Consider the following 19,207-nt stretch of genomic DNA (forward strand, 5'->3'; position numbering starts at 1 on the left):
GATCGGCCTGAGCGCCCTCCAACGCTCAGGCCACGCGGAGCGCAGCGGCTCCGCTGATCACCCGACTCCGCCGATCAGCCGGCCAGGCCGGCTGCCAGGACGACGCCTGCAGCGGCGATGCCACCACCGCCCATCTTGAGCGCTGTGCGCCAGGATTGGCGCGCGACAATGGTTGCAAGTGAAAAGCCCATCGCATGCAGGACCACTGTCGAGGCGACGAAGCCCAGCCCGTACAGGAAGGCATTGCTGGCGATCGGCAATTCCTGGCCATGGGCAAAACCATGCAGGCCGCCAAACGCAGCCGTCATCCCAAAGGCCGCACCGAATGGCACCCGGCTGCCCAGCGCAACGATCGCGCCCAGCAGCACCACCGACCCGGCAATGCCCAGCTCGACGAAGGGAAGCGAAAGCCCACTCATGCCAAACACCGCACCGGCGATCATGCCGACGACGAAGCCGAGCGGCAGCCAGCGGAACACCGGCTCGTTGTCGGCATTTTGTCCGGCCCAGATGCCCACCCCTGCCATGGCGAGGATATGGTCAAGCCCTGACAGCGGGTGGGACAGTCCGGCTCCGAGGCCACCGGCCTCGGGCAAAAAATGCGCATAGCTCGGCATCGTCGAGGCGGCATAAGCAACAGCAACCGCTGCAGCGAACCGCGTCATCTTCTTCGTGTTCGTTGTCGTGTTCACCATCAACTCCTGTGGCCGGCCGCGGCCGGCCTTGTCCAAGTGGTTGTCTGTTACTCGGCGGCGACCAGATCGGTGCGGCGCAGATTGGCGTCGATGACGTCGCCATTTTGTGCCGCCAACGAGGCCATCAACCGCATGATGACACACGCAGCCAGGCGAGCCGCCGTGCCGCTGATGTCGAAGATCGGGCAAAGCTCGGTGAGGTCGATGACACTGACACTGCCGCGCTTGGCGATCATGTCGGCGATGCGCATCATCTCGCGCGACTCGATGCCGCCGGGCTCCGTCGAGGTGACGCCGGGTGCAGCCGACGAATCCATGACGTTGAAATTGAAGCTCAGATATTGCGCGTCGGTGTCGCCCCAGACCCGCTCGATCGAACGCTCGACAAGCGGGTAGATGCCGCCGTCGAACAGGTCGAACATCGAGTCGAACTGAAGCCCCCTCTCCTTCGACAGGTCGATATGGTCCTTCGGGTTCATGGCGTTGCGAGCCCCAAGATGCGCGACATTCTGGATGTCGAGATTGGGCAGCTCGGTGATGCGGGCCATGGCGCAAGGGGCGAGGTTGCGCTCGCCGGCCCAGCTGTCGGCCATGTCGAGCTGGGCGCTGAAATGCATGTAGCCCATCTTCTTTTGCGCCCCGATATGGTCGGAAAGCGCGCGCGCCGCAGCGATCGAGATCGAGCGGTCACCACCGCAGATGATCGGCGTCAGCCCGGATTTCAGCACTTCGCGGACCGCACGATAGATGCGCTCATGCGCCACTTCGGGGCTGACCTTCGGCATCGAAACGTCGCCGCAATCGACAGCCGCCCCATGCAGGTCGACATTGTATTCGAACCAGTAGGAGAAGTACTCCTGCGAGACGAGGCGGAATTCGCGCGGGCCGTCCTCCGATCCGGGCTTGCCGACATTGCCCTCATCGAACGGCACGCCAACAAAGGCATATTTGGCGCCGCAGGCTCTCAGCGCTTCGGCGTTCAGCGGCACATGCGCCGAACGCAGGAACGTGATCAGGCCAGGCGCGCGGTAGTTGTCGCCGGCATCGCCGCCAAGTGGCGAGAACAGATGGGCATAGGATTTTGCTGGGTTCATGACTGTATCTCCTCCTCAAGAATTCTTACGGTTGCTTGCCCTGCTGGCGCAGGGTCTGGGCGCGTGAGCCGAGATAGTGGTAGATCATGTTGACCGTCATCTTGGCGCTGATCTGGCTGGAGTCGAAGTAGGGGCAGAGCTCGACGACATCGAGAATGTCGCAGCCATGCCGGCCGGCTATCCGCGCGAATTGGATCGCTTCCCGCCCCTTGAGGCCATAGCATTCCGGCGAGGTCGAGCCGGGCATGCAGCTCATGTCGATCGAGTCCGTATCCCAGGTGAAGTAGAGCGTGTCGGCGTCCTTCTTCACCCGTTCGAAGATCTCGTTGGCGCACACTTCAAGCCCGCGCTCGATCATCTCGGGCATGGTGACGACACGGATTTCGTTGTCGACGTAAAAATCCCACCAATCCTTGGGATTGAGGCCGTTGCGCGAGCCCATATGCGCCATGTTCCGGGCGTTGCAATTGGGCAGGTCGAGCGCGCGCGGAGCCCCCGAACAGTTGGTGATCAGATTGCCGGCCCAGTCGGGTCCGGCGTCGAGATGGCTGTCGACATGCAGATAGCCCATCTTGCCGGCGCCGGTGAAACGCGACAGCGCCTTGGCGCCGGGGATCGGCAAGGAATGGTCGCCACCAAACAGGATCACCTTGGCACCACCCTCGAGGCATTCGGTGACGTAGTCGGTGGTGTATTCCTGCGACTTGATGTTGTTGCCGGGCACTGTCGGCACATCGCCGCAGTCGACGATGCGGAAATAACTCAGCAGGTCGACGTCATATTCGAACATGTAGGGGAAATATTGCGTCGTGGCTTCACGCAGACCCGAGGCACCTTGCGAGGCACCGGCGCGCACGATCTGGCCCTGATCCCACGGCACCGCCAGGAAACAGATTTTCGCGCCCATTTCGCGGATCTTGTGACGATCCGGCGGGCAATAGGGCGCGCCCATGAAGGTGGCGAGCCCCCTGGATTTGAACGAGCCGTTGTGCAGCTTCGGAGAGTAGATGTGATCGTTCTCGCCGAACTGCTCGGCGGGGCCACGATGTTGATGTGGCGTGAACTGCCACTTGGCTATGTCTGCTTTTCGATCAAGCATGCTGTTCCTCCCAACAGATAACTACTGAAGTGTTTGCCCAACCGGGGCCAACGCCGGAAATGGAGCTTCTTCCTCAAGCTCGATGTGGGTCAGTTCCATCTCGCGCCCCGACAGCACCTTGCGTGAAGGCCTCCCGCAGTCGGGGCAGCGAAGATTGGAAAGAGAGAGCGGCGAACGCGCCTCGGCGCAGTGTTCGCAGAATATGGTCAGCGGCACTTCTTCGATGTGCAGCTTGGCGCCTTCGCAAAGCGTGCCGCGCGTCGCCGGGCCGAAGCAGAAATAAAGCGAGCGGGCGATGCCGCACATGACGCCGAGACGCACATGCATACCGGTGACGCGGGCCCGGCCATTACGCGAGGCGTGATCGCTGGCGAGATCGATCAGGCTTGAGGCGATCGTGAGTTCGTGCATGGCGCCACCTCACGCGTGCAACGTGTTGCGGATGGATTCGACCCGCGCCTGCAGCTCTCGCGCGAGGTCTTGCAATTGCTGCTGGCGAGCGCGGACGATCCAGTCCAGCCAGTCCGTCATGCCTGTGCCGTCGCGGGCAGAAATGACGATGGTTTCGATTGTCGGGTTGATTTCACGGGCACGGCCAACGCAAGCCGCGATGTCGAAATCGCAATAAGGCGCTAGGTCCGACTTCGAGATGACCAGAAGATCGGCAGCAGCGAAGGCCTCGGGATATTTGACCGGCTTGTCGTCGCCTTCGGTCACCGACAAGATCACCACCTTGTGGGCCTCGCCGAGATCGAAACCGGCCGGGCACGCCAGGTTGCCGACATTTTCGATGAACAGCACGCCACCCTGCTTCAGCGAAAGCGATGCAAGCGCCCGCTGGATCATGTCGGCGTCGAGATGACAGCCCTTGCCGGTGTTGATCTGCACGGCCTGGGTATCGGTCGCACGAATTCGGTCGGCGTCGTTCGTCGTCTCCTGATCGCCTTCGATCACCCAGGTCGGGAAGCTTCCCTTGAGCCGCTGCAATGTCTCGACCAGCAACGTCGTCTTGCCCGCTCCGGGGCTGGCAATCAGGTTGAGCGCAAGCACGCCATGGGCGCAGAGTTCGTCGCGCACATCGTCGGCGAACATGCCGTTCTTGGCCAGGATCTCCTGCTCGATCTGCACCAGCCGTTTCTGGCTCATGCCCGGCACATGGGTCTTGGCGGCATCCTTGCCGAAATGCAGGTCGCTGTGGCGCACACCCTTTTCGTCCGCGTGATGATGAGGGTGGTCATGGTCGTGATGATGGTGATGCCCGTCCGCATGATCGTGGTGATGATGGCCTTCGCCATGGTGGTGGCCGCCGTCATGGTGGTGATGGGTATGCGGGTGGTCGTGATCGCCCCCAGCATCGCCTTTGCCATCAATTCGAATGTTCTCAGGCCCGCAGCCGCATACCTGGCACATGGCTATCTCCCGTTCTTGATTGTGGAAGGGCTTTTGGCGGAGGGGTCGCCGGCATAGTGCAGCAGCCCCCAGACCACCTCCTTGAGGTAACGCATCGCAGCCGGGATCGGCGCGCCGTGCGGCATGAAGCTGCCGAAGTAGATGCCGTCGATGTTGCGCGAGATGAATGCCGCCATCTCATCGGGGTCCGGGCAAGCGAACATGCCGACCTCGACGCCCTGGCGGATGCAATCGGCGAGAACCCTCTTTTCGGACTCATAGAAATCCTCGACGAAGCTATCGATGAACTTGGGGCCCGCGTCCTTGGCGCCACCGGCGTTGACGAACATGATGCGCACGAGGCTGCGCAGCGTCTCCGACATCTCGACATTGAGGTCCAGGTAAGCGCTCAGCAATTCGGCCGGGCTTTCATGTCTTGCGACGACCTCGCCATAGTTGGTCATCAGCCGGTCAAGCGCATGAAGAACGGAAGACTGATACAGCGAGTCCTTGTTCTTGAAGTAATAATAAATGAGCGAGTGAGCGACACCCAACTTCTTGGCGATAAGCGGGATCGTGACGCTCTCGTAGTCTTCCTCGGCGAAGCACTCCAGCGCCGCCTCCAGCAAGGACTCCGCCCGAACACCCGGATTGCGGAAAAAGCGGGTCTTGGCCCGTTTGACCGATTTCACGCGATCTTCAAGATGGATGAGAGCGGCGGATTCCATGGATGATTTCCTGACTTTGGGCATTGCCGGAAAGGCTCGACGCCGACAGCGTCGGTACAGCACCTGAGAGACAGCCAAACCGCTGCCTCAGATGTCGAGGGCACTGGGGTCGTTGATGGCTCTTTCGACCTTGACGCTACGTAGCTTTGACATTGGTGTCAACACCCGTTTCGGGCAGTTTTTGCGCTTTCGGGCGAAGGCGGAGTCACCAATGCGCGTATGCCATTATCCCATTTGAGATAAATTTAGCCACAGCTGATATCTCATAAACTATTGAAATAACTATGCTAGTTGCATTGAATCGTGTTGACGCACGCGGCATTCGCTTTTCCCTTTGCAGCTTGCATTTTCCTTGGCCGAAGCCCTTATGTGCGCTCCTACTAATATTTTTACAGCACTGTCAGGAAAAATGTTTGACAGCGAAATCAAACTGCCGCAACGTAACGAACCGATGGAAGTTTGCCTCGAATGAGGAGATGAGAGGCGCGCCACGCATCCAAAAGTCTGCCGGAACCTGGGGTCGTTCAGATAGGAGAACCCCGCTTGCCAGCTTCCCCGAAATCAAATGGACGTAAACAAACGAGGTCGGCCTCGTTTGAACGGGCGCTGCGAGGTCCCTGCCCCGCCAGACACACAAGCCTGCCCCGAGCCGAAACGTTGAAGCTTCTTCAGCGCCACGACATCGGTACTCATTTAATCTTTGGAGGAGGATGAAATGACCGTCACTTCAACCGACAATGAAATGCGTCGGGAACTGGACAGACGACTGACCATCATTGCGGACCCAAGCTATGAGGACCCGGCGCGAACCGATATTTCCGGCCGCGACATCGGCATCTGGTTTGCCGTCACGTCCTTTATTCTCGTCGTTGCGATTGCCATGTGGGCCGGGGGCAACTGATGGCCCCCCCACCCAAATTCACCGGCGCAAGCGCCGCCTTCGGCACGCTTCCCGTGCTGAAAGAGGAACGCGAGATCGGCTTCCTCGATCATTCCTGGATCAATATCGGCCTCGCCATCGCCACCTGGGCATTCCTGCTCGGCGGCAGCACGGCCCTGGTTGTCGGCGCTCGCGACGGCATCTATGCGATCATCATCGGCAACGTCATCGGCGTGTCGATCATGGCCGTCAGCGTCTGCATCTCGACCGGCAAATTCGGCATCGAGCAATTCACCTTGATGCGCAGCGTCTTCGGGCCGACCGGCATTTTGATCCTCGTCGGGTTTTTCCTTGCCATATACGGCGTCGGCTGGTCGGCGGTCTTGTCGATCATGTTCGGGCGCGCCATCAGCGGCGTCATGAACCAGGTCGGCGGCACCCATATCGGCGAAAACGATCTCGGCGTGACACTCTTCGCCATCCTGGCGATTACAATCTCTTGGCTGCTGCTGTGGAAAGGCCCGACCGCCGTCAAATGGCTCAACCGCTTTGTCGGCCCAGGCAAGCTCATCTTGTGCTTCAGCATCCTGTTTCTGATCTTCAGCCACAAGAGCTGGAGCGACATCAGCAGTGCCGCTCCTCTTGCACCGTTTGACGACCACCGGCTCAACTTCATGATCGCGGTCGAATTCAACCTCGCCGCCGGTTTTGGCTGGTGGCCGGTGCTGGGCAACATCTCGCGCTTCACGCGCACACCGCGCGCAGCGCTCTGGCCCAACCTGATCGGCATCTTCGCTGCTGCCGTGCTCGGTGAATTGGTCGGGTTGTTTGCAGCGCTTAGCCTTGGGTCGCACGACCCGACCGCCTGGATGATCCCGCTCGGCGGAGCTTTCATCGGGGTGACGGCACTGCTGTTTGTCGGACTGGCAAACATCACCGCCATCGTCAGCATCTTCTACGGCATGTGCCTAGCCATGCGACAGGCTGGCGGACGCTACTTCGAAGCACTGCCATGGGGATTGCTGACCGGGGCGCTGTTTGTGCCGGTGATCGTCATCGCCTTCTTTCCGGGCCAGATCTACGACAACTTCTTCAAGTTCCTCGCCTGGACCGCACTTGGATTTGCTCCGCTTTCGGGCGTTACCGCGGTGGATTACCTGATCCTGCGCCGAGGCCGGATCAAGCAGTGCGACGTCTTCAACGACGGCGCTGATTCCGACTATGCCTTTTGGCGCGGCATCAATCCGGCATCGTTCTTGGCGCTGGCAGGTGGTGGCCTCGTCTACTACGCCTTGTTTGATCCACAGTCGCTTGCCGCGCATGGGCCATTCATCTGGGTCAGCGCATCTGTTCCCGCCTGCCTGATAGCAGCGCTCTTGCACTACATTCTGACCAAGTCCTTTGTGATGCCGGCAAGGCTCGGCGGATACTGACCTCGACTTCGGGTGATCCGATCAAGGCAACGGATCACCCGAATTTGTCCCAAGTGGTGCGGCCCCACCGCACCTGATCCTTCAGCGCCATCAGGCTGCAATAGCCGTGAAAAAAGCCAGAGAACCATTGCTGCACAATGCAATTGGTCGCGAGGTTCGCGCCTTTCGAACGCGACACGGCATGAAGGTGAGTGACCTGGCAGCGGCAACGAACCTGTCGGTAGGCATGCTGTCGAAGATCGAGAACGGCGGCATCTCGCCCTCGCTCACTACATTGCAGGCGATATCGCGCGGCTTGGCTGTGCCCATTACGTGGCTGGTGAGCCGCTTCGAAGCCGAACGAACTGCAATCTTCGTCAGAGCGGGAGCACATGGCGGTACCGCGTCCGCCAGCCAGCAGCAAAAACGCCTCGGCCACACCGGCGTCGACGCCACTGGATTTGTTGTCGAGCCCTGTATGATCACCCTTACGCATGAGACGGACATCTTTCCGTCAGCCAGCCACCAAGGCATGGTGTTCCTGTACATGCTCCAAGGCGAAATCATCTACCGCCATGGCTGCAGCCTCCACCGGATGACGCCGGGGGACAGTTTGTTCTTCGATGCCGACACACTGCATGGTCCAGACGCAATCATCGAGCTGCCCGTCCGCTGTTTGTCGATCACGTCCTGTCGTCACAGATGACACGCGACGGCCGCCAAATGGACATGCCTCGCGCCGGCGTCGCCGCATGCATGAGGCATGCGGCGGCTGCCTTTGTCAGAACCCTTTGCTGACGCCCAGCTTCGCGCCCACCGACCTCTGGCCTGCGCCCTCGATGTTGAACAGCAGATCGGCATCGATGGCCCAGTCGTTGACCGTCTGCAGCGACAGCCCGGTCGAGACCGTGCTGAACAGGCCGCCCCCGTCCATCGCAGAGTAGCCTGCGGTGAGGCCGAGCTTTGGCATCAAGGTCGAGCCGTTCGCCAGCGCGAAGGTCCGGGTTATCTCGGCACCAAGGCTGAGGCGCAGCTGTTCCTGGTTGAAGCCGTCGATCTCAATCTCGTCTCCGAGATCGTTGCGGACGGCATAGGCGTCGACTTCCTCGGAGAAATACACGGCCCGCAGCCGCGGCGTCAGCACGGTGATGTCGTCGATCTGCATCTGGCCCTTGAGCGAGCTGTCAAACATCCAGCGCTGGGTGTTGAACGTCCCGTCCCAGAACTGCGTGTCGATGTCGTTGGACGACCCGCCATAGAGCAGGCTGGTGTTCCAGAATACGCCCTTGCCGAGCTCGAACGAAGCATAGGGGCCAACCAGCCAACCATTGCCGGTCAGCAATGCGTCTTCGTCGGTAGGATCGGACATGCGGTCATAGTGCAGGGAAACACCGATCAAGGCCTTTTCGGATAGCAGATAGTCCGCGCCGAGCGAAACCATGCCGAAGCTGCCCCAGTTGCCGGCATTGTCGTCGCGCTTGTGCGCCACCAGGGCGCCGTCGATCCAGAGGTTGAACGGCGAGGACGCAGCGCCCAGTTGCGCCAGCGATGAGGCAAGGCCAAGTGTCAGGCCGCTCTTTGACGGCGACATCTGGGCTGTGACCGGCGCGCCTGCCGTCTCCATGCGGCGGCGTTCCATCAGGTCCGGGATCGCGATCGTCGAAGCGATCATGCCTTGGCGTGACTCAACGAAGCCGCGCACCCGCGCATCGACGTTTTCGGCCACATCGGCTGCATCGTAGCCGAGATTGTAGGTGATCGTGCCGGTATTGGATCCCAATGCGCTCGTCAGGCGGAAACCGACGCGCACCCGACCCGAATAGCCCCGGTTCGGCTTGAAACTGAGATACCAGCCGACAGGTGGCGCGAACGCAGACGCTTGGGCGACCTGGCCGCGAATGATGTTGACTGTGCCTGCATTGGCCGGCTCGACGAAGGTCGCCTCGGCGTCGGTGAACGGACCTCCGGTCGCGCCGCTATTGAGATAGACGTCGAGCGGATCCGACCCGGGTGGAACGTTGACGACCTGGTCGGGAACGGCAACCGCACGCGCCTTGACCTTCAGGTTGAAAGCTTCCGATCCCGTCGCGCCGTTTGCATCGCGCACGCCAATGGAGAAGTTGTAGTCGCCCTCGGTAGCCGCCTGCAGCGGGCCAGAGAGAGCGCCTGTCGAGACATTCAGCACCAGTCCGCCAGGAAGCGTTCCATTGACAACACTGTAGATCAGCGCGCCGGTACCGCCGGTGGCGGTGATCTTGCTGGTGTACTCCTCACCAGCCATGGCCTCGACCAATGCGCCGCCGGCGGGCGAGAAAACGAAGGTGGCCGGTGATGCCGCCACAGCGATCGCATATGCGACCGCTCCGGATGCGCCATGGACGTCGGTCGCGGTGACGGTGACGTTGGCAGTTCCGCTTGCCGTCGGCGTGCCGGCAAGGACACCGGTCGAGGCATTGAGCGTCAAGCCGGCCGGAAGCGCGCCCGAAGTGATCTCGTAACGGTAAGGTGCGGTGCCGCCTAAGGCGGCGATCGTCTGGCCATAGGCCGTTCCGGTGGATCCATTGGGCAGGCTCGCTGGCGAGACCGTGAGGGTCGGTGCAGATACGGTGATGGTCACGGTCGCCGGTGTGGAGGTGCCGGAGACGTTGGTGGCTGTGTAAGTGAAGCTGTCTGACCCGGAATAACCTGGTGTCGGAGTGTAGGTGATCGACATACCTGACGCCGTGGCGGTGCCATAGGCAGCGCCCGAGGCAATGGCAACTGATGCCGCTGAACCGCCGCCAAGGCTCAAGGTGATAGGATTGGCCGAGGAGTTGGCTGCAACCGTCACGCTCACAGCGCCGGCGACCGGCGCCTGACCGCCGATGGTGAGGGAATAGGCACTCGATACGATCGCGCCACGGTCGTCGGTTGCGGTGATGGTGAGGTTGGCAAAGCCGCTTGCCGTCGGCGTGCCGGAGATCACCCCTGTCGATGTGTTGAACGACAGACCGGGCGCCAAGGCGCCGCTGGCGATCGCATAGCTATAGGGCGCGGTGCCACCTGAGGCGGTGATCGTCTGAACATAGGCTACACCCATGGTTCCACCAGTTAGGGCGCCTGCTGCTGGCGAAAGGGCGAGTGCCGGAGCCGACACGGTGACGGTCACGGTCGCCGGCGCGGAGATGCCGGAGGTATTGGTGGCGGTGTACGTGAAGCTGTCGGAGCCGGAATAACCTGGTGTCGGAGTGTAGGTGATCGACGTGCCTGACGCCGTGGCGGTGCCATGGGCAGCGCCCGAGGCAATGGCAACTGATGCCGCTGAACCGCCGCTAAGGTTCAAGGTGATAGGATTGGCCGAGGAGTTGGCTGCAACCGTCGCAGAAACTGCTCCTGCGGTCGGGGCCTGAACGCCTCCCACTGCGATCGAATAGCTGGCCTGGCCGGTTGCGGAATTGGCGTCGGTTGCGGTGATCGTGAAATTTACGGTGCCGCCGGCGGTCGGCGTGCCGGAAATCGTGCCGGCGTTAAGCGTCAGCCCCGCAGGCAGCGAGCCGGTGGTTATGGCGTAGCTGTATGGCGCGGTGCCGCCCGTGGCACCAATGGCCTGGCTATACGGGATGTTGATCGTTGCCGCCGCCAGCGCGCCGGAGCCGGGGGTAAACGTGATGGACGGCGGTGCAAGGTAGGCAAATGCAGCTGACAACGTGGCCGATCCCAAAGGGGTCAGGACAACAACATCGACGTTCCCGAAAGCATGCGCGGGAGTGGTGGCAGTGATCGAAGTCGCGCTGTTGACAGTGTACGAACTCGCATTGGTGCCGCCAAACGACACCGCCGTGGCATCGGTAAAATTGGTGCCGGTAATCGTGACGGAAGTGCCGCCGGCAACATCACCGGAAGGCGGCGAAACCGCAGTGATAGTGGGAGCAGCAGCAGGCGCAGCCGTACAGGTTACGGTGGCTTCGAGAGTGCCGCTTTCGGAACCGCTCCACGCGTAGACGACAAAGCCGGTGTCGTCGACATCGATAGTGTACGTGCCGTTCAGGCTCAGCTCATTGTCCAGTGTGGCAAAGCTCTGAAGAGGGACGCCTCCGGGCCCGTCCCCGTTGTTCTTGTAGATTGCGAAGCCCGCGTAGTTACCCGACTCCTCAGGCTTGGTCGCACCGGAAGTGGCAACCGTATAGTTGATCTTTTCACCAGCGAGCATCCTCAAGCCGGAGTAGTCGCCTGTGCTGGGAGCGGGAGCCGTGTAACGGAGCTGGTTCCACAGCTCCTGGCGATTGTTCAGCGTGACGCCGCCGCCCCAGGTCGCATTAATCGCAGCGCAACCCGCCGATGGCGCCGCGTGGGCCTGCCAGACCGAGCCGAGGGTAATGATTGCAGATAGCAGAACGAGAGTATTTGCCGCGCGCGCCAAACCACGGCACGCGGACCGAAGTCCACCAAAAGCTGTATTCACGAAATTTCCCCCTCGGCAGCCAGCCGAGGAGACCCAAGGCTAGTACCGGCAGTTCACCCGAACCGCTTCCTTACCTCCACTTGGGGAAGCCGAGAACGCCATGGAGGTTAAGTTACTGAATCCGCAATCAATGCGTGGTTGCAATTCCCCCTACCCTGCTCCCCCGCGACCACGGAGAGATCCGCAGTTGTGTGCCTCAACTGGGTCCATCCGCTTGAATTTCGACTTGTTTCAAGGAAGGCGCAACGCTGGCGCCGATGCCATTTGTTGCTGTCCAAATGACGCGCGTGACCGCCATCGCGGGCTTCGCCAGGCCGCCCGCGCACTACCTCGTTGCCTCAACGTCAGGGTCAAGCTGAGGGAGCCCAGGTACCAGTCGTGATGGCAAACTCGCATCGCAGCACGCACCTTCATTTTCGATCGGGCCTGACATCTGCCCGGTACCGACCGCCAAGCCCTGCCAACTAGCGTTGGCGCGCTATCCAGCGGATCTGGTTTGCACTTCAGGATCGAACGGATCGATGATCCCGAAGCGGTCAGCCTCTGCGCAAGGAGCCACCCATCTTTGGCGGCAGGGGCAGACTTGTTGGCGGCCCGACAAGCCGAGGCGCGTTCTGGCGCGCCCGTGACCGCTTGTCGGTGCTCAGCTGCAAATATCATAAGGCATTGATTAACCTTAACAGATCAAAACGAACCAAAGCGATTTCGCGCTTACCTTTAGACACAACGGGCAACAAAAATCGCCAACTTCACTATCGATAATCACTTCTTATCGATAATGATGGATTTCAGAGTCGAAATCGCTCAAACTCGTGCCAGACATGGCCGCGCGCGGCCCAGGAAATCCGCTCAAAAGGCACGTCATGGCCAAACTGCCCGCAACTTCCAACGCCCAGCGTGACTTTGCCGAAGGCGTTGCCCGCCGAGCCGAAGCGCTGGACGCACTCGATGCCGTCTTGCCGTTCGACCGCCGCACCCAGCTCGCCGGCGTCCTCAGCGACCACGACGTCGCAACCTTGCGCCACCTCGCCAGCCAGGGCCTTGGCCCAAACTCGCTGCGGGCGCTCACGTCCGATCTGTTTTACCTCGAGGCCTGGGCACTTGCGGCAACAGGCATGGAGTTGCCGTGGCCAGCACCGGAAGCGCTATTGCTGAAGTTCGTCGCCCATCACCTTTGGGATCCTGTCCACCGCCTGAGCGATGCCGCCCACGGCATGCCCAGCGACGTGGCGGCAGCCCTCGTCGCCCAAGGCCTGCTTAGGGTGAAGGAAAGACCGCATGCGCCAGCTACGGTGCGACGCAAGCTGTCGAGCTGGTCGACGCTGACCAAATGGCGCGGCCAGGTCGGAAATTTCAACGCGCCTGGCCTCAAGAGTGCGCTCAAACTCGCCATACGCGCCACCGATCGGCCGTCTCAGCGCAAGAGTCAAAAAGCGGTCACGTCAGACATTTTAGCCGCCGTGCTGAAAACCTGTAGCAGCGACAGCCTTGTCGATGGCCGCGACAGGGCGCTGCTGATCGCCGCCTTCGCTTCGGGTGGTCGCCGGCGCAGCGAGATTGCTGCTCTGCGCCTCGATCAGCTGGTGCAACAGGAGCCGGTGCCGGCCGATCCGCATGACCCCGACGGCGAAAAAACGCCATGCCTTGCGATAAAACTCGGCCGGACCAAAACCACCGACGGAGACAGCCGCAGCGAGGTGCTGCTGATCGGCCGCCCGGTAACGCTGCTCAAGGACTGGATCGCCCAGGCCCAGCTCAGCGAGGGGCCGGTGTTCCGCGCCATCGACCGCTGGGGCCATCTCCAGCGCCGCGCGCTGACCCCGCAGGCGGTCAATCTGATCCTCAAGCGCCGCATTGCCGAAGCCGGGCTCGACCCGCAGGAATTCTCGGCGCACGGCCTGCGCTCGGGCTATCTCACCGAAGCCGGCCGGCGCGGCATTCCGCTGCTCGACACCATGCAGCAGTCGCAGCACCGCTCGGTCAACCAGGCCTCGGCCTATTACAACGATGCCGAACGCAAGCTCGGAAGAGCCGCACGGTTGATCGTTTGACCGGAAGCGGACGCTTCATCCGCAGGCAGCGCAGTGGGAAAATGCCTCACAGCCAAGACGCAGGCGTTTTCGGCAAGCGTTGATCGGGGTCGATGACCTTCAGCGAAGGCTTGCCCGCGCCGTTCCAGTGCCACAAGGCAACGCAGCTGCCGCCCGGCGACATGAAGGAGGGGTAGATGACGCCGTCAAAGCCCTCGGTCAGCAGCCTTTGCCGCAGCAGATGGGATTCAGGCGTCCGGCCCTCGTCGAGGTCGGCGCGCCACTCGCATCTGTGAATGGACGGATCGACCCCAAGCCCCTCCAGCACCGCAGCATCAGTCAGATCGGCCAGCCTCGCATCCGACAGTTCAAGCTGGGCAATCAGTGCCGGATGCTGGACAAAACCCTGATTATATTCGGCCCAGGCGGTGGAAAGCTCGCAAGCGGCGTAAAGTGCTGGCGCACCGACCGGATTCCAGCGTCCGCCAAAGCGTGCAGCACCCTCACCCGACAACGGCATGTGTGCCCAGCGTGGCACAAAGGCACGCCACAACGTACGGGTCTGCGGCGGTAAAGCTTCAGGCATAAACGCCGGAGCGCACCGCCTCCAGATAGGCCAGAACCTTGTCGGCCTTGCCCTCGCCGACCAGATCGTAGGCCGTCTTCCCCGCCCAACCTGGGATCGGCTGATGCTTGAACCAGATCACCGCGCGGTTTTCGTCGCCCGCCATCTCGGCAGCCATCGCCAGAATGCGCACGACCGGGCTTAGCGCCTGATCGACCTTGCGCGCACCCGATCGCGCCGTCAGCGTGTTACGGGCAACACCGACAAGCCGGGCAAGCTCGGACTGGGTCACGCCCAGCAGTTCCGACACGCGCCGCGCCGACAAAAAGGGCGACCGTGCGTCACCGAAATGGGCCGCCGACATTCCCAAACTCTGAGCCGTCATGACCCGCTCCTGTCGTGGTTTGATATCCATGCGATCAATATGTGCTCATTTGACGCTCAATTCAAGCTCAAGCGATTTGCCTTCAGGCAATCGGCGGCTGTCCATTCACCCTGCCTTGGCCTGGGCCCCTCCCCTGCCCCGCAGCAGCGCCATCAGCACCGGGCCGATGGAGAATTCCCCAGCATTGGCCTTGGCTGTGAGGCTGCGCAGGTAGCCGCCCGGGCTTGCAATCGCCTCACCCCGCTGCAGCATCGCCGCCACCATGATTGCGGCGTCCACCGCCCCCATCGCCTCGCAGGCCTGGTTCCACGCATCCGGACTGACGCCAAGGGCGCCGCGCACCAAATTCGCCGTTTCCACCAGATCGGCCCAGCCGGAAATGCCGTTTCGTGCGTAATCGGCAATATCCGGGCAGGCACGCAGCACCATGCCAAGCGGATATCCCGTTGGTGGCTGGCTCTTGGTCTCCAGTTTCACTGCAACGGTCGCCCCCTGGTCCTTTTCGGGGCCGGGTTCAAATTCATAAGGTTGTGTATTTGAATTCTGTATGTGGCGCTCGAAATGAGACTCATTGCCGCTTGTTTCTTCAGTTTTAACGTGACTTTCCAGTGTCTTGCGCACCTCCTGGGCAAGCAGAGCGAGCTCAGCGGCAATTGGTTCGAGCTCAAGCCTGGTCGCCGTGCGTGGAATGACTGCCGCGATCTCGCGATATTCCAGATGCAGGCGCTGCCAATCGGCCTTGATGCCCTCCTCCAGGCCAAAGGCGATCATCTTGGCGATGTCGCGGCGCAGGATGGTGATGCGCTCACGTACGAGCAGCAATGCCCGGCGCTCGGCCCTGACAGCCTCGGCCATATGCTCGAACTCTTCGGCACGGGCCAGAAGCGGTGAAAGGTCGAAACCAAAAGCCTGCTCGATAGCGCCATCAAAGCCTTTGCGGGCGTAACGCTTGCCATTGGGGCTGTCGCGGCGCACCACAAAGCCGCAGTCGACAAGCACCGACAGATGGCGCCTGAGCGTTGCCGGCGCCATGCCATGCGCCCTGAGTGCCAGCTGCGTGTTGGACGGAAACACCACCAACCCCTCCCCTTCCACCAGATCCGTGTCCGGATGAAAGGTCAGCAGCGCGTTGAGTACGGCCAGCGCGCGATCGCTCGCCCCCAAAAGCCCCTTGGCTTCACAGACGGCGCGAAACACCTGCCATTTGTTGGCGCTGGCGCCAGGGGCGCAATTGTCGGCCGACATCTGCCCTGCCACCATGGCAAGCGACAGCGACCGCCGCCCAAAGGGCGTCGTCGAAATATGCTCGATCATCCTCGTTTACCTCACTTCGAGGCAAGCCAAAGGCGTTCCAGAACGCGTCCAGTGGTTGACAAGTCAGCCCGGAAATGATTCTCTCACAATTGCTACATTGATGAGGGCTTCCGGAATGGCGACGTTTCGGGGGCCTTTTTCTTGCCGGTTATCCTTCTATTTCCAGTCCTCTACACATTTGGCACTGACGCCCTACGCTCCACTTCCGCGGGGTGCAGCCTTGAGGCATGCGCCCGATTCGCGGGGGCGTGGATAAATTTAATTTTGCCCGGCCGATTGGCCGCGCTCCTGTTTGAACCTTTCCAACAGCTTGGGCAGCTCCGCGCCCAGAAAATCCTCAAAACCGTCGGAAATCTTTTCCACGAAATCGACGCGGGCCCTGCCCTTGGCGACGCTCAGATGGGCCACCGCCCTGCCCTCGCCATTGCGGATTTCGCGTGCGCCATCAGCCTTGACCTTGCGCTGCAGCCGCGTGAACAAGAGGTTGAAGCGCTCGTCGCTCGAAGCCGCAAGGAAGCGGGAACTTGATACCTCATCTTCAGCCTTGACGCGCGACGCCTCGCTCTTGAGCAGTTCGGCGAGCGCCATCCAGCGCGGCCGACCGACCTTGGGCGCGGCACCTATGGCGCGCACGATACGTTCGGGTACGGCATCGGCGACCTGCAGGAAGCGCGTCATCTCGGCCTTGTGCAGCGACAGCGCATCCTGGACGAGCCCGCGCTCGAAGCCACGTCCAATCAGTTCATGGGCAAACAACGCGCGCTCGATGAAGGACAGGTCGCGACGCTCGGAGTTTTCCTTGCCCTGGGCCAAAACCAGCTCGACGTCGGAGAGCACCCGCACGATCGCCAGCGCGGGAATGCCGAGCCTGTTTGCCGCCCGCACACGACGATGGCCATAGGCGGTCTGATAGCGGCCGGGCTTGTCAGGGTGCGGCCTCAACAACACCGGCACTTGCTGGCCGGAAGCCTCGATGCTGGCGACCAGCGTTTCGAAGTCATCGTCCTGGGCGCCATGGTCGAGCCGGTCAGCAACAAAAGACGCCTCGATCAGCGCCGTATCGATCTGGGTGACGCGCTCGGCCGTGTCGAGACTTGCCTTGATCTGGCGCGCCTCTTCGATCTCCCTGGAGAGACCACCGAGCGAAAGCCCCATCGCCTTCACAGCACCCGAAGCGCTACGCGGCCGTACGGTTTCTGTTTCAGCCGATTTTGTTTCCAGTGCCTTCTCGACTGGGCCAACAGGCATTGGTGCCGGGTCCGCCGTGCCGAAAAGTGCCTTGAGCTGATCCTTGCGGTTCTGTGCCATTTGCGCCTCCCTCAGCCTGCCCGGTTCCAGGCTTTGAGCATCAAGGCTTCGATCTCGCCGTTGACAGCTGTCAACGATTCCATCGCGCGGTCGTAGGTGACGCGGCTGAAGTTCTCGCGCGCCACTTCGTAGAGCGTCTGCTTGGTCAGGCCCGCGTCGGAAAAGGCCGTCGACTTGACCAAGGGTGCCGTTAGGACGCGATCGCCAAACAGCGAGCGCAGGAAGCCGACGATCTGCGTCTGTGGCCCGTCATTGGGCTCGTAGCGGGTGATCAGGTAGCGCATGAAATCGAAATTCAGCTCGCCGCCCGCCTCGCGCACTACCGACAGCAGATCGGCGGTCATGAACAGGAACTGGCTCATCGAGGCGACGTCGAGCATCTGCGGATGAATGGTCACCAGCACGGAGGTCGCAGCACAGAGTGCCGAGAGCGTCAGGAAGCCGAGCTGCGGCGGGCAGTCCATGACAACGACGTCGTAGTCGTCGGCAACAGTTTGCAGCGCCTCCTGCACCCGGGCAAAAAACATCGCCTTGCTGTCACCGGCCTGGCGCGCCGCCAGCATTTGCGGCGTGGTGTGCTCGAACTCTTGCAGCTCGAGATTTCCCGGCACGAAGTCGAGCCCGTCGAAATAGGTACGGCGGATGATCTCGGAGAGCGGACGACGCTCCTCGTCGTAGCGGATCGCGCCATATAGCGTGTCGTTGCCGTCGAGGTCGAGCTCGGGCTGGTAGCCAAGCAGCGCCGACATCGACGCCTGCGGATCAAGGTCGATGGCAAGCACACGGTAGCCGGCGAGCGCCAGATGCTGGGCGAGATGCGTGCTGGTGGTGGTCTTGCCCGAGCCGCCCTTGAAGTTGGTGACGGCGATCACCTGCATATGCTCGCCGCGCGCGGCGTCGCGCCGCGGCAGGTAGTGGCGTGCCTTGGTTGGATTCTGTTCGGCAAGATGCCGGCGTAGCCCGTTGATGTCGTCAAGCGCGTAGTAGCGACGCCCCCCTGCCCCGGTCTCCGGCTGCGGGCCTTCGCCAGCGATAGAGAGCTGGCGCAGATAACCGTCGGTGACGCCGATCAGACGTGCCGCCTCGCCACTCGAAAATTTGCGCAAGACCTTCTTAGAGGTCGGCGAAAACAGCCGGTCGCGCATCGCTTGCAATTGCGCCGACAACATCTCGGCGTCGCGCGCAATAGCACGATCGGTCACCACGACCTCGGCCTCTTCGCTCGCGTTTTCCGCCCGTGCTTGAACTGCCCCTACCAAGTCTTTAGTCCCCTCTCGCCATCCAGCACCGGCCGCTCGCGACCCACTGTCAGGCTTCGTTAAGATTTATGCGCCGATTCGCTGCAGAATCCGAATCCGGGTTACGCCTTCCCACATTTTAACGTGGCGGAGCGTGGATAACGGTTTGCTGAAGCGGTTACGCCGGACACATCGAATTACGACGATTTACCGTAACAAGGGTGCTGGAGAGGCCGAGTCGAGTCAACTTATTTATAGTTAACGCAAATTAACCATTGTGACGGAAACGAAACGGCCGAAGACGGCGATCGTTTCGGCCCTGTCGTCAGGTCGTTGACAGCTGTCAACGCGCGTCGCGGTAGCCGCGCTTGATCTTGGAAGCCGCCAGGCGGCACAAAGCCGTCTGCGCCTGGACAATATCGGCGAAGAGATCGAGGCGACGGCGCCCCGAGGTTCCTATGCGACCCCATTCGCGCACCAAGGCCGCATCGCCAAACAGCGACTGCTCAACCGACAGGCAATAGAACCGCGCCATGTTCCGGCTCGGGTCGCGGCGTTCAAGATGCAATGGGGAGGTCGGCTGGTCCATATCAGGCAGAATCGCGCGCGACGAATCCACCGTCCAATGA

General features: G+C 61.6%; 17 protein-coding genes. 4 read left to right on the top strand and 13 right to left on the bottom strand.

The window, feature by feature from the left end; translation table 11 throughout:
• Positions 1–74 precede the first annotated feature (74 nt).
• Genes AC1DLV_RS13355 through AC1DLV_RS13380 form a run of 6 tightly spaced genes read right to left on the bottom strand, consistent with a single transcriptional unit; the run spans position 75 to position 5,005 of the window.
• Positions 75–692, bottom strand: coding sequence for a HupE/UreJ family protein (locus tag AC1DLV_RS13355; protein WP_476800033.1), 618 nt, complete (start codon positions 690–692; stop codon positions 75–77).
• 50 nt (positions 693–742) lie between these two features.
• Positions 743–1,789, bottom strand: a complete 1,047-nt coding sequence (locus AC1DLV_RS13360; protein ID WP_476800034.1) for an arginase family protein — start codon at positions 1,787–1,789, stop codon at positions 743–745.
• Positions 1,790–1,814: 25 nt separating this feature from the next.
• Entirely contained in the window at positions 1,815–2,888 is a 1,074-nt protein-coding gene (locus tag AC1DLV_RS13365) for an agmatinase family protein (RefSeq protein ID WP_214390604.1), read from the bottom strand.
• 21 nt (positions 2,889–2,909) lie between these two features.
• Positions 2,910–3,299, bottom strand: coding sequence for a hydrogenase maturation nickel metallochaperone HypA (gene hypA / locus AC1DLV_RS13370; RefSeq protein WP_476785018.1), 390 nt, complete (start codon positions 3,297–3,299; stop codon positions 2,910–2,912).
• A 9-nt stretch (positions 3,300–3,308) separates the two neighbouring features.
• Positions 3,309–4,298, bottom strand: a complete 990-nt coding sequence (gene hypB / locus AC1DLV_RS13375; protein WP_476800035.1) for a hydrogenase nickel incorporation protein HypB — start codon at positions 4,296–4,298, stop codon at positions 3,309–3,311.
• Positions 4,299–4,300: 2 nt separating this feature from the next.
• Positions 4,301–5,005, bottom strand: a complete 705-nt coding sequence (locus AC1DLV_RS13380) for a TetR/AcrR family transcriptional regulator (RefSeq protein ID WP_476785019.1) — start codon at positions 5,003–5,005, stop codon at positions 4,301–4,303.
• Between the two features lie 715 nt (positions 5,006–5,720).
• Here AC1DLV_RS13380 and AC1DLV_RS13385 point away from each other — a divergent pair.
• From AC1DLV_RS13385 to AC1DLV_RS13395, 3 genes are all read left to right on the top strand, one after another.
• Positions 5,721–5,906 carry a hypothetical protein gene (locus tag AC1DLV_RS13385; RefSeq protein WP_476800036.1) on the top strand — a complete coding sequence of 62 codons (186 nt, stop codon included), beginning with the start codon at positions 5,721–5,723 and terminating at the stop codon, positions 5,904–5,906.
• Positions 5,906–7,318 carry a purine-cytosine permease family protein gene (locus AC1DLV_RS13390; protein WP_476800037.1) on the top strand — a complete coding sequence of 471 codons (1,413 nt, stop codon included), beginning with the start codon at positions 5,906–5,908 and terminating at the stop codon, positions 7,316–7,318. Before AC1DLV_RS13385 ends, AC1DLV_RS13390 begins: the two co-directional genes overlap by 1 nt.
• Positions 7,319–7,424: 106 nt before the next feature.
• On the top strand, positions 7,425–8,003 hold the full coding sequence (locus tag AC1DLV_RS13395) for a helix-turn-helix domain-containing protein (protein WP_476800038.1): 579 nt from the start codon (positions 7,425–7,427) through the stop codon (positions 8,001–8,003).
• Between the two features lie 75 nt (positions 8,004–8,078).
• Here the strand turns inward: AC1DLV_RS13395 and AC1DLV_RS13400 are convergent, their stop codons facing one another.
• The gene (locus AC1DLV_RS13400; protein WP_476800083.1) at positions 8,079–11,486 is read right to left on the bottom strand and encodes a putative Ig domain-containing protein; all 3,408 of its coding nucleotides are present in this window, start codon (positions 11,484–11,486) and stop codon (positions 8,079–8,081) included.
• Between the two features lie 1,115 nt (positions 11,487–12,601).
• Here AC1DLV_RS13400 and AC1DLV_RS13405 point away from each other — a divergent pair.
• The gene (locus AC1DLV_RS13405) at positions 12,602–13,789 is read left to right on the top strand and encodes a site-specific integrase (protein ID WP_476800039.1); all 1,188 of its coding nucleotides are present in this window, start codon (positions 12,602–12,604) and stop codon (positions 13,787–13,789) included.
• Between the two features lie 46 nt (positions 13,790–13,835).
• Here AC1DLV_RS13405 and AC1DLV_RS13410 read toward each other — a convergent pair whose 3' ends face one another.
• From AC1DLV_RS13410 to AC1DLV_RS13435, 6 genes are all read right to left on the bottom strand, one after another.
• Positions 13,836–14,354 (bottom strand): RES family NAD+ phosphorylase, encoded by a 519-nt coding sequence (locus AC1DLV_RS13410; RefSeq protein ID WP_476800040.1) that lies wholly within the window; start codon positions 14,352–14,354, stop codon positions 13,836–13,838.
• Positions 14,347–14,718 carry an antitoxin Xre/MbcA/ParS toxin-binding domain-containing protein gene (locus AC1DLV_RS13415; protein ID WP_476786060.1) on the bottom strand — a complete coding sequence of 124 codons (372 nt, stop codon included), beginning with the start codon at positions 14,716–14,718 and terminating at the stop codon, positions 14,347–14,349. The genes AC1DLV_RS13410 and AC1DLV_RS13415 overlap by 8 nt, the downstream gene beginning before the upstream one ends.
• A 105-nt stretch (positions 14,719–14,823) precedes the next feature.
• A complete protein-coding gene (gene repC, locus AC1DLV_RS13420; RefSeq protein WP_476800041.1) occupies positions 14,824–16,032 on the bottom strand; it encodes a plasmid replication protein RepC in 1,209 nt (402 codons plus the stop codon).
• 258 nt (positions 16,033–16,290) lie between these two features.
• Entirely contained in the window at positions 16,291–17,340 is a 1,050-nt protein-coding gene (gene repB / locus AC1DLV_RS13425; protein WP_476800042.1) for a plasmid partitioning protein RepB, read from the bottom strand.
• 11 nt (positions 17,341–17,351) lie between these two features.
• On the bottom strand, positions 17,352–18,542 hold the full coding sequence (gene repA, locus AC1DLV_RS13430; RefSeq protein WP_476800043.1) for a plasmid partitioning protein RepA: 1,191 nt from the start codon (positions 18,540–18,542) through the stop codon (positions 17,352–17,354).
• Positions 18,543–18,921: 379 nt separating this feature from the next.
• Positions 18,922–19,167, bottom strand: coding sequence for a WGR domain-containing protein (locus AC1DLV_RS13435; RefSeq protein WP_476800044.1), 246 nt, complete (start codon positions 19,165–19,167; stop codon positions 18,922–18,924).
• Between the last annotated feature and the right edge of the window lie 40 nt (positions 19,168–19,207).

Source organism: Aminobacter sp. 01T433 (genome assembly GCF_056398585.1).

Excerpts from the sequence above, each read along its gene's own strand:
- AC1DLV_RS13360 (WP_476800034.1), bottom strand. The coding sequence starts at position 1,789 with ATGAACCCAGCAAAATCCTATGCCCATCTGTTCTCGCCACTTGGCGGC.
- AC1DLV_RS13365 (WP_214390604.1), bottom strand. The coding sequence starts at position 2,888 with ATGCTTGATCGAAAAGCAGACATAGCCAAGTGGCAGTTCACGCCACAT.
- hypA (WP_476785018.1), bottom strand. The coding sequence starts at position 3,299 with ATGCACGAACTCACGATCGCCTCAAGCCTGATCGATCTCGCCAGCGAT.
- hypB (WP_476800035.1), bottom strand. The coding sequence starts at position 4,298 with ATGTGCCAGGTATGCGGCTGCGGGCCTGAGAACATTCGAATTGATGGC.
- AC1DLV_RS13380 (WP_476785019.1), bottom strand. The coding sequence starts at position 5,005 with ATGGAATCCGCCGCTCTCATCCATCTTGAAGATCGCGTGAAATCGGTC.
- AC1DLV_RS13385 (WP_476800036.1), top strand. The coding sequence starts at position 5,721 with ATGACCGTCACTTCAACCGACAATGAAATGCGTCGGGAACTGGACAGA.
- AC1DLV_RS13390 (WP_476800037.1), top strand. The coding sequence starts at position 5,906 with ATGGCCCCCCCACCCAAATTCACCGGCGCAAGCGCCGCCTTCGGCACG.
- AC1DLV_RS13400 (WP_476800083.1), bottom strand. The coding sequence starts at position 11,486 with ATGCTCGCTGGTGAAAAGATCAACTATACGGTTGCCACTTCCGGTGCG.
- AC1DLV_RS13405 (WP_476800039.1), top strand. The coding sequence starts at position 12,602 with ATGGCCAAACTGCCCGCAACTTCCAACGCCCAGCGTGACTTTGCCGAA.
- AC1DLV_RS13410 (WP_476800040.1), bottom strand. The coding sequence starts at position 14,354 with ATGCCTGAAGCTTTACCGCCGCAGACCCGTACGTTGTGGCGTGCCTTT.
- AC1DLV_RS13415 (WP_476786060.1), bottom strand. The coding sequence starts at position 14,718 with ATGACGGCTCAGAGTTTGGGAATGTCGGCGGCCCATTTCGGTGACGCA.
- repC (WP_476800041.1), bottom strand. The coding sequence starts at position 16,032 with ATGATCGAGCATATTTCGACGACGCCCTTTGGGCGGCGGTCGCTGTCG.
- repB (WP_476800042.1), bottom strand. The coding sequence starts at position 17,340 with ATGGCACAGAACCGCAAGGATCAGCTCAAGGCACTTTTCGGCACGGCG.
- AC1DLV_RS13435 (WP_476800044.1), bottom strand. The coding sequence starts at position 19,167 with ATGGACCAGCCGACCTCCCCATTGCATCTTGAACGCCGCGACCCGAGC.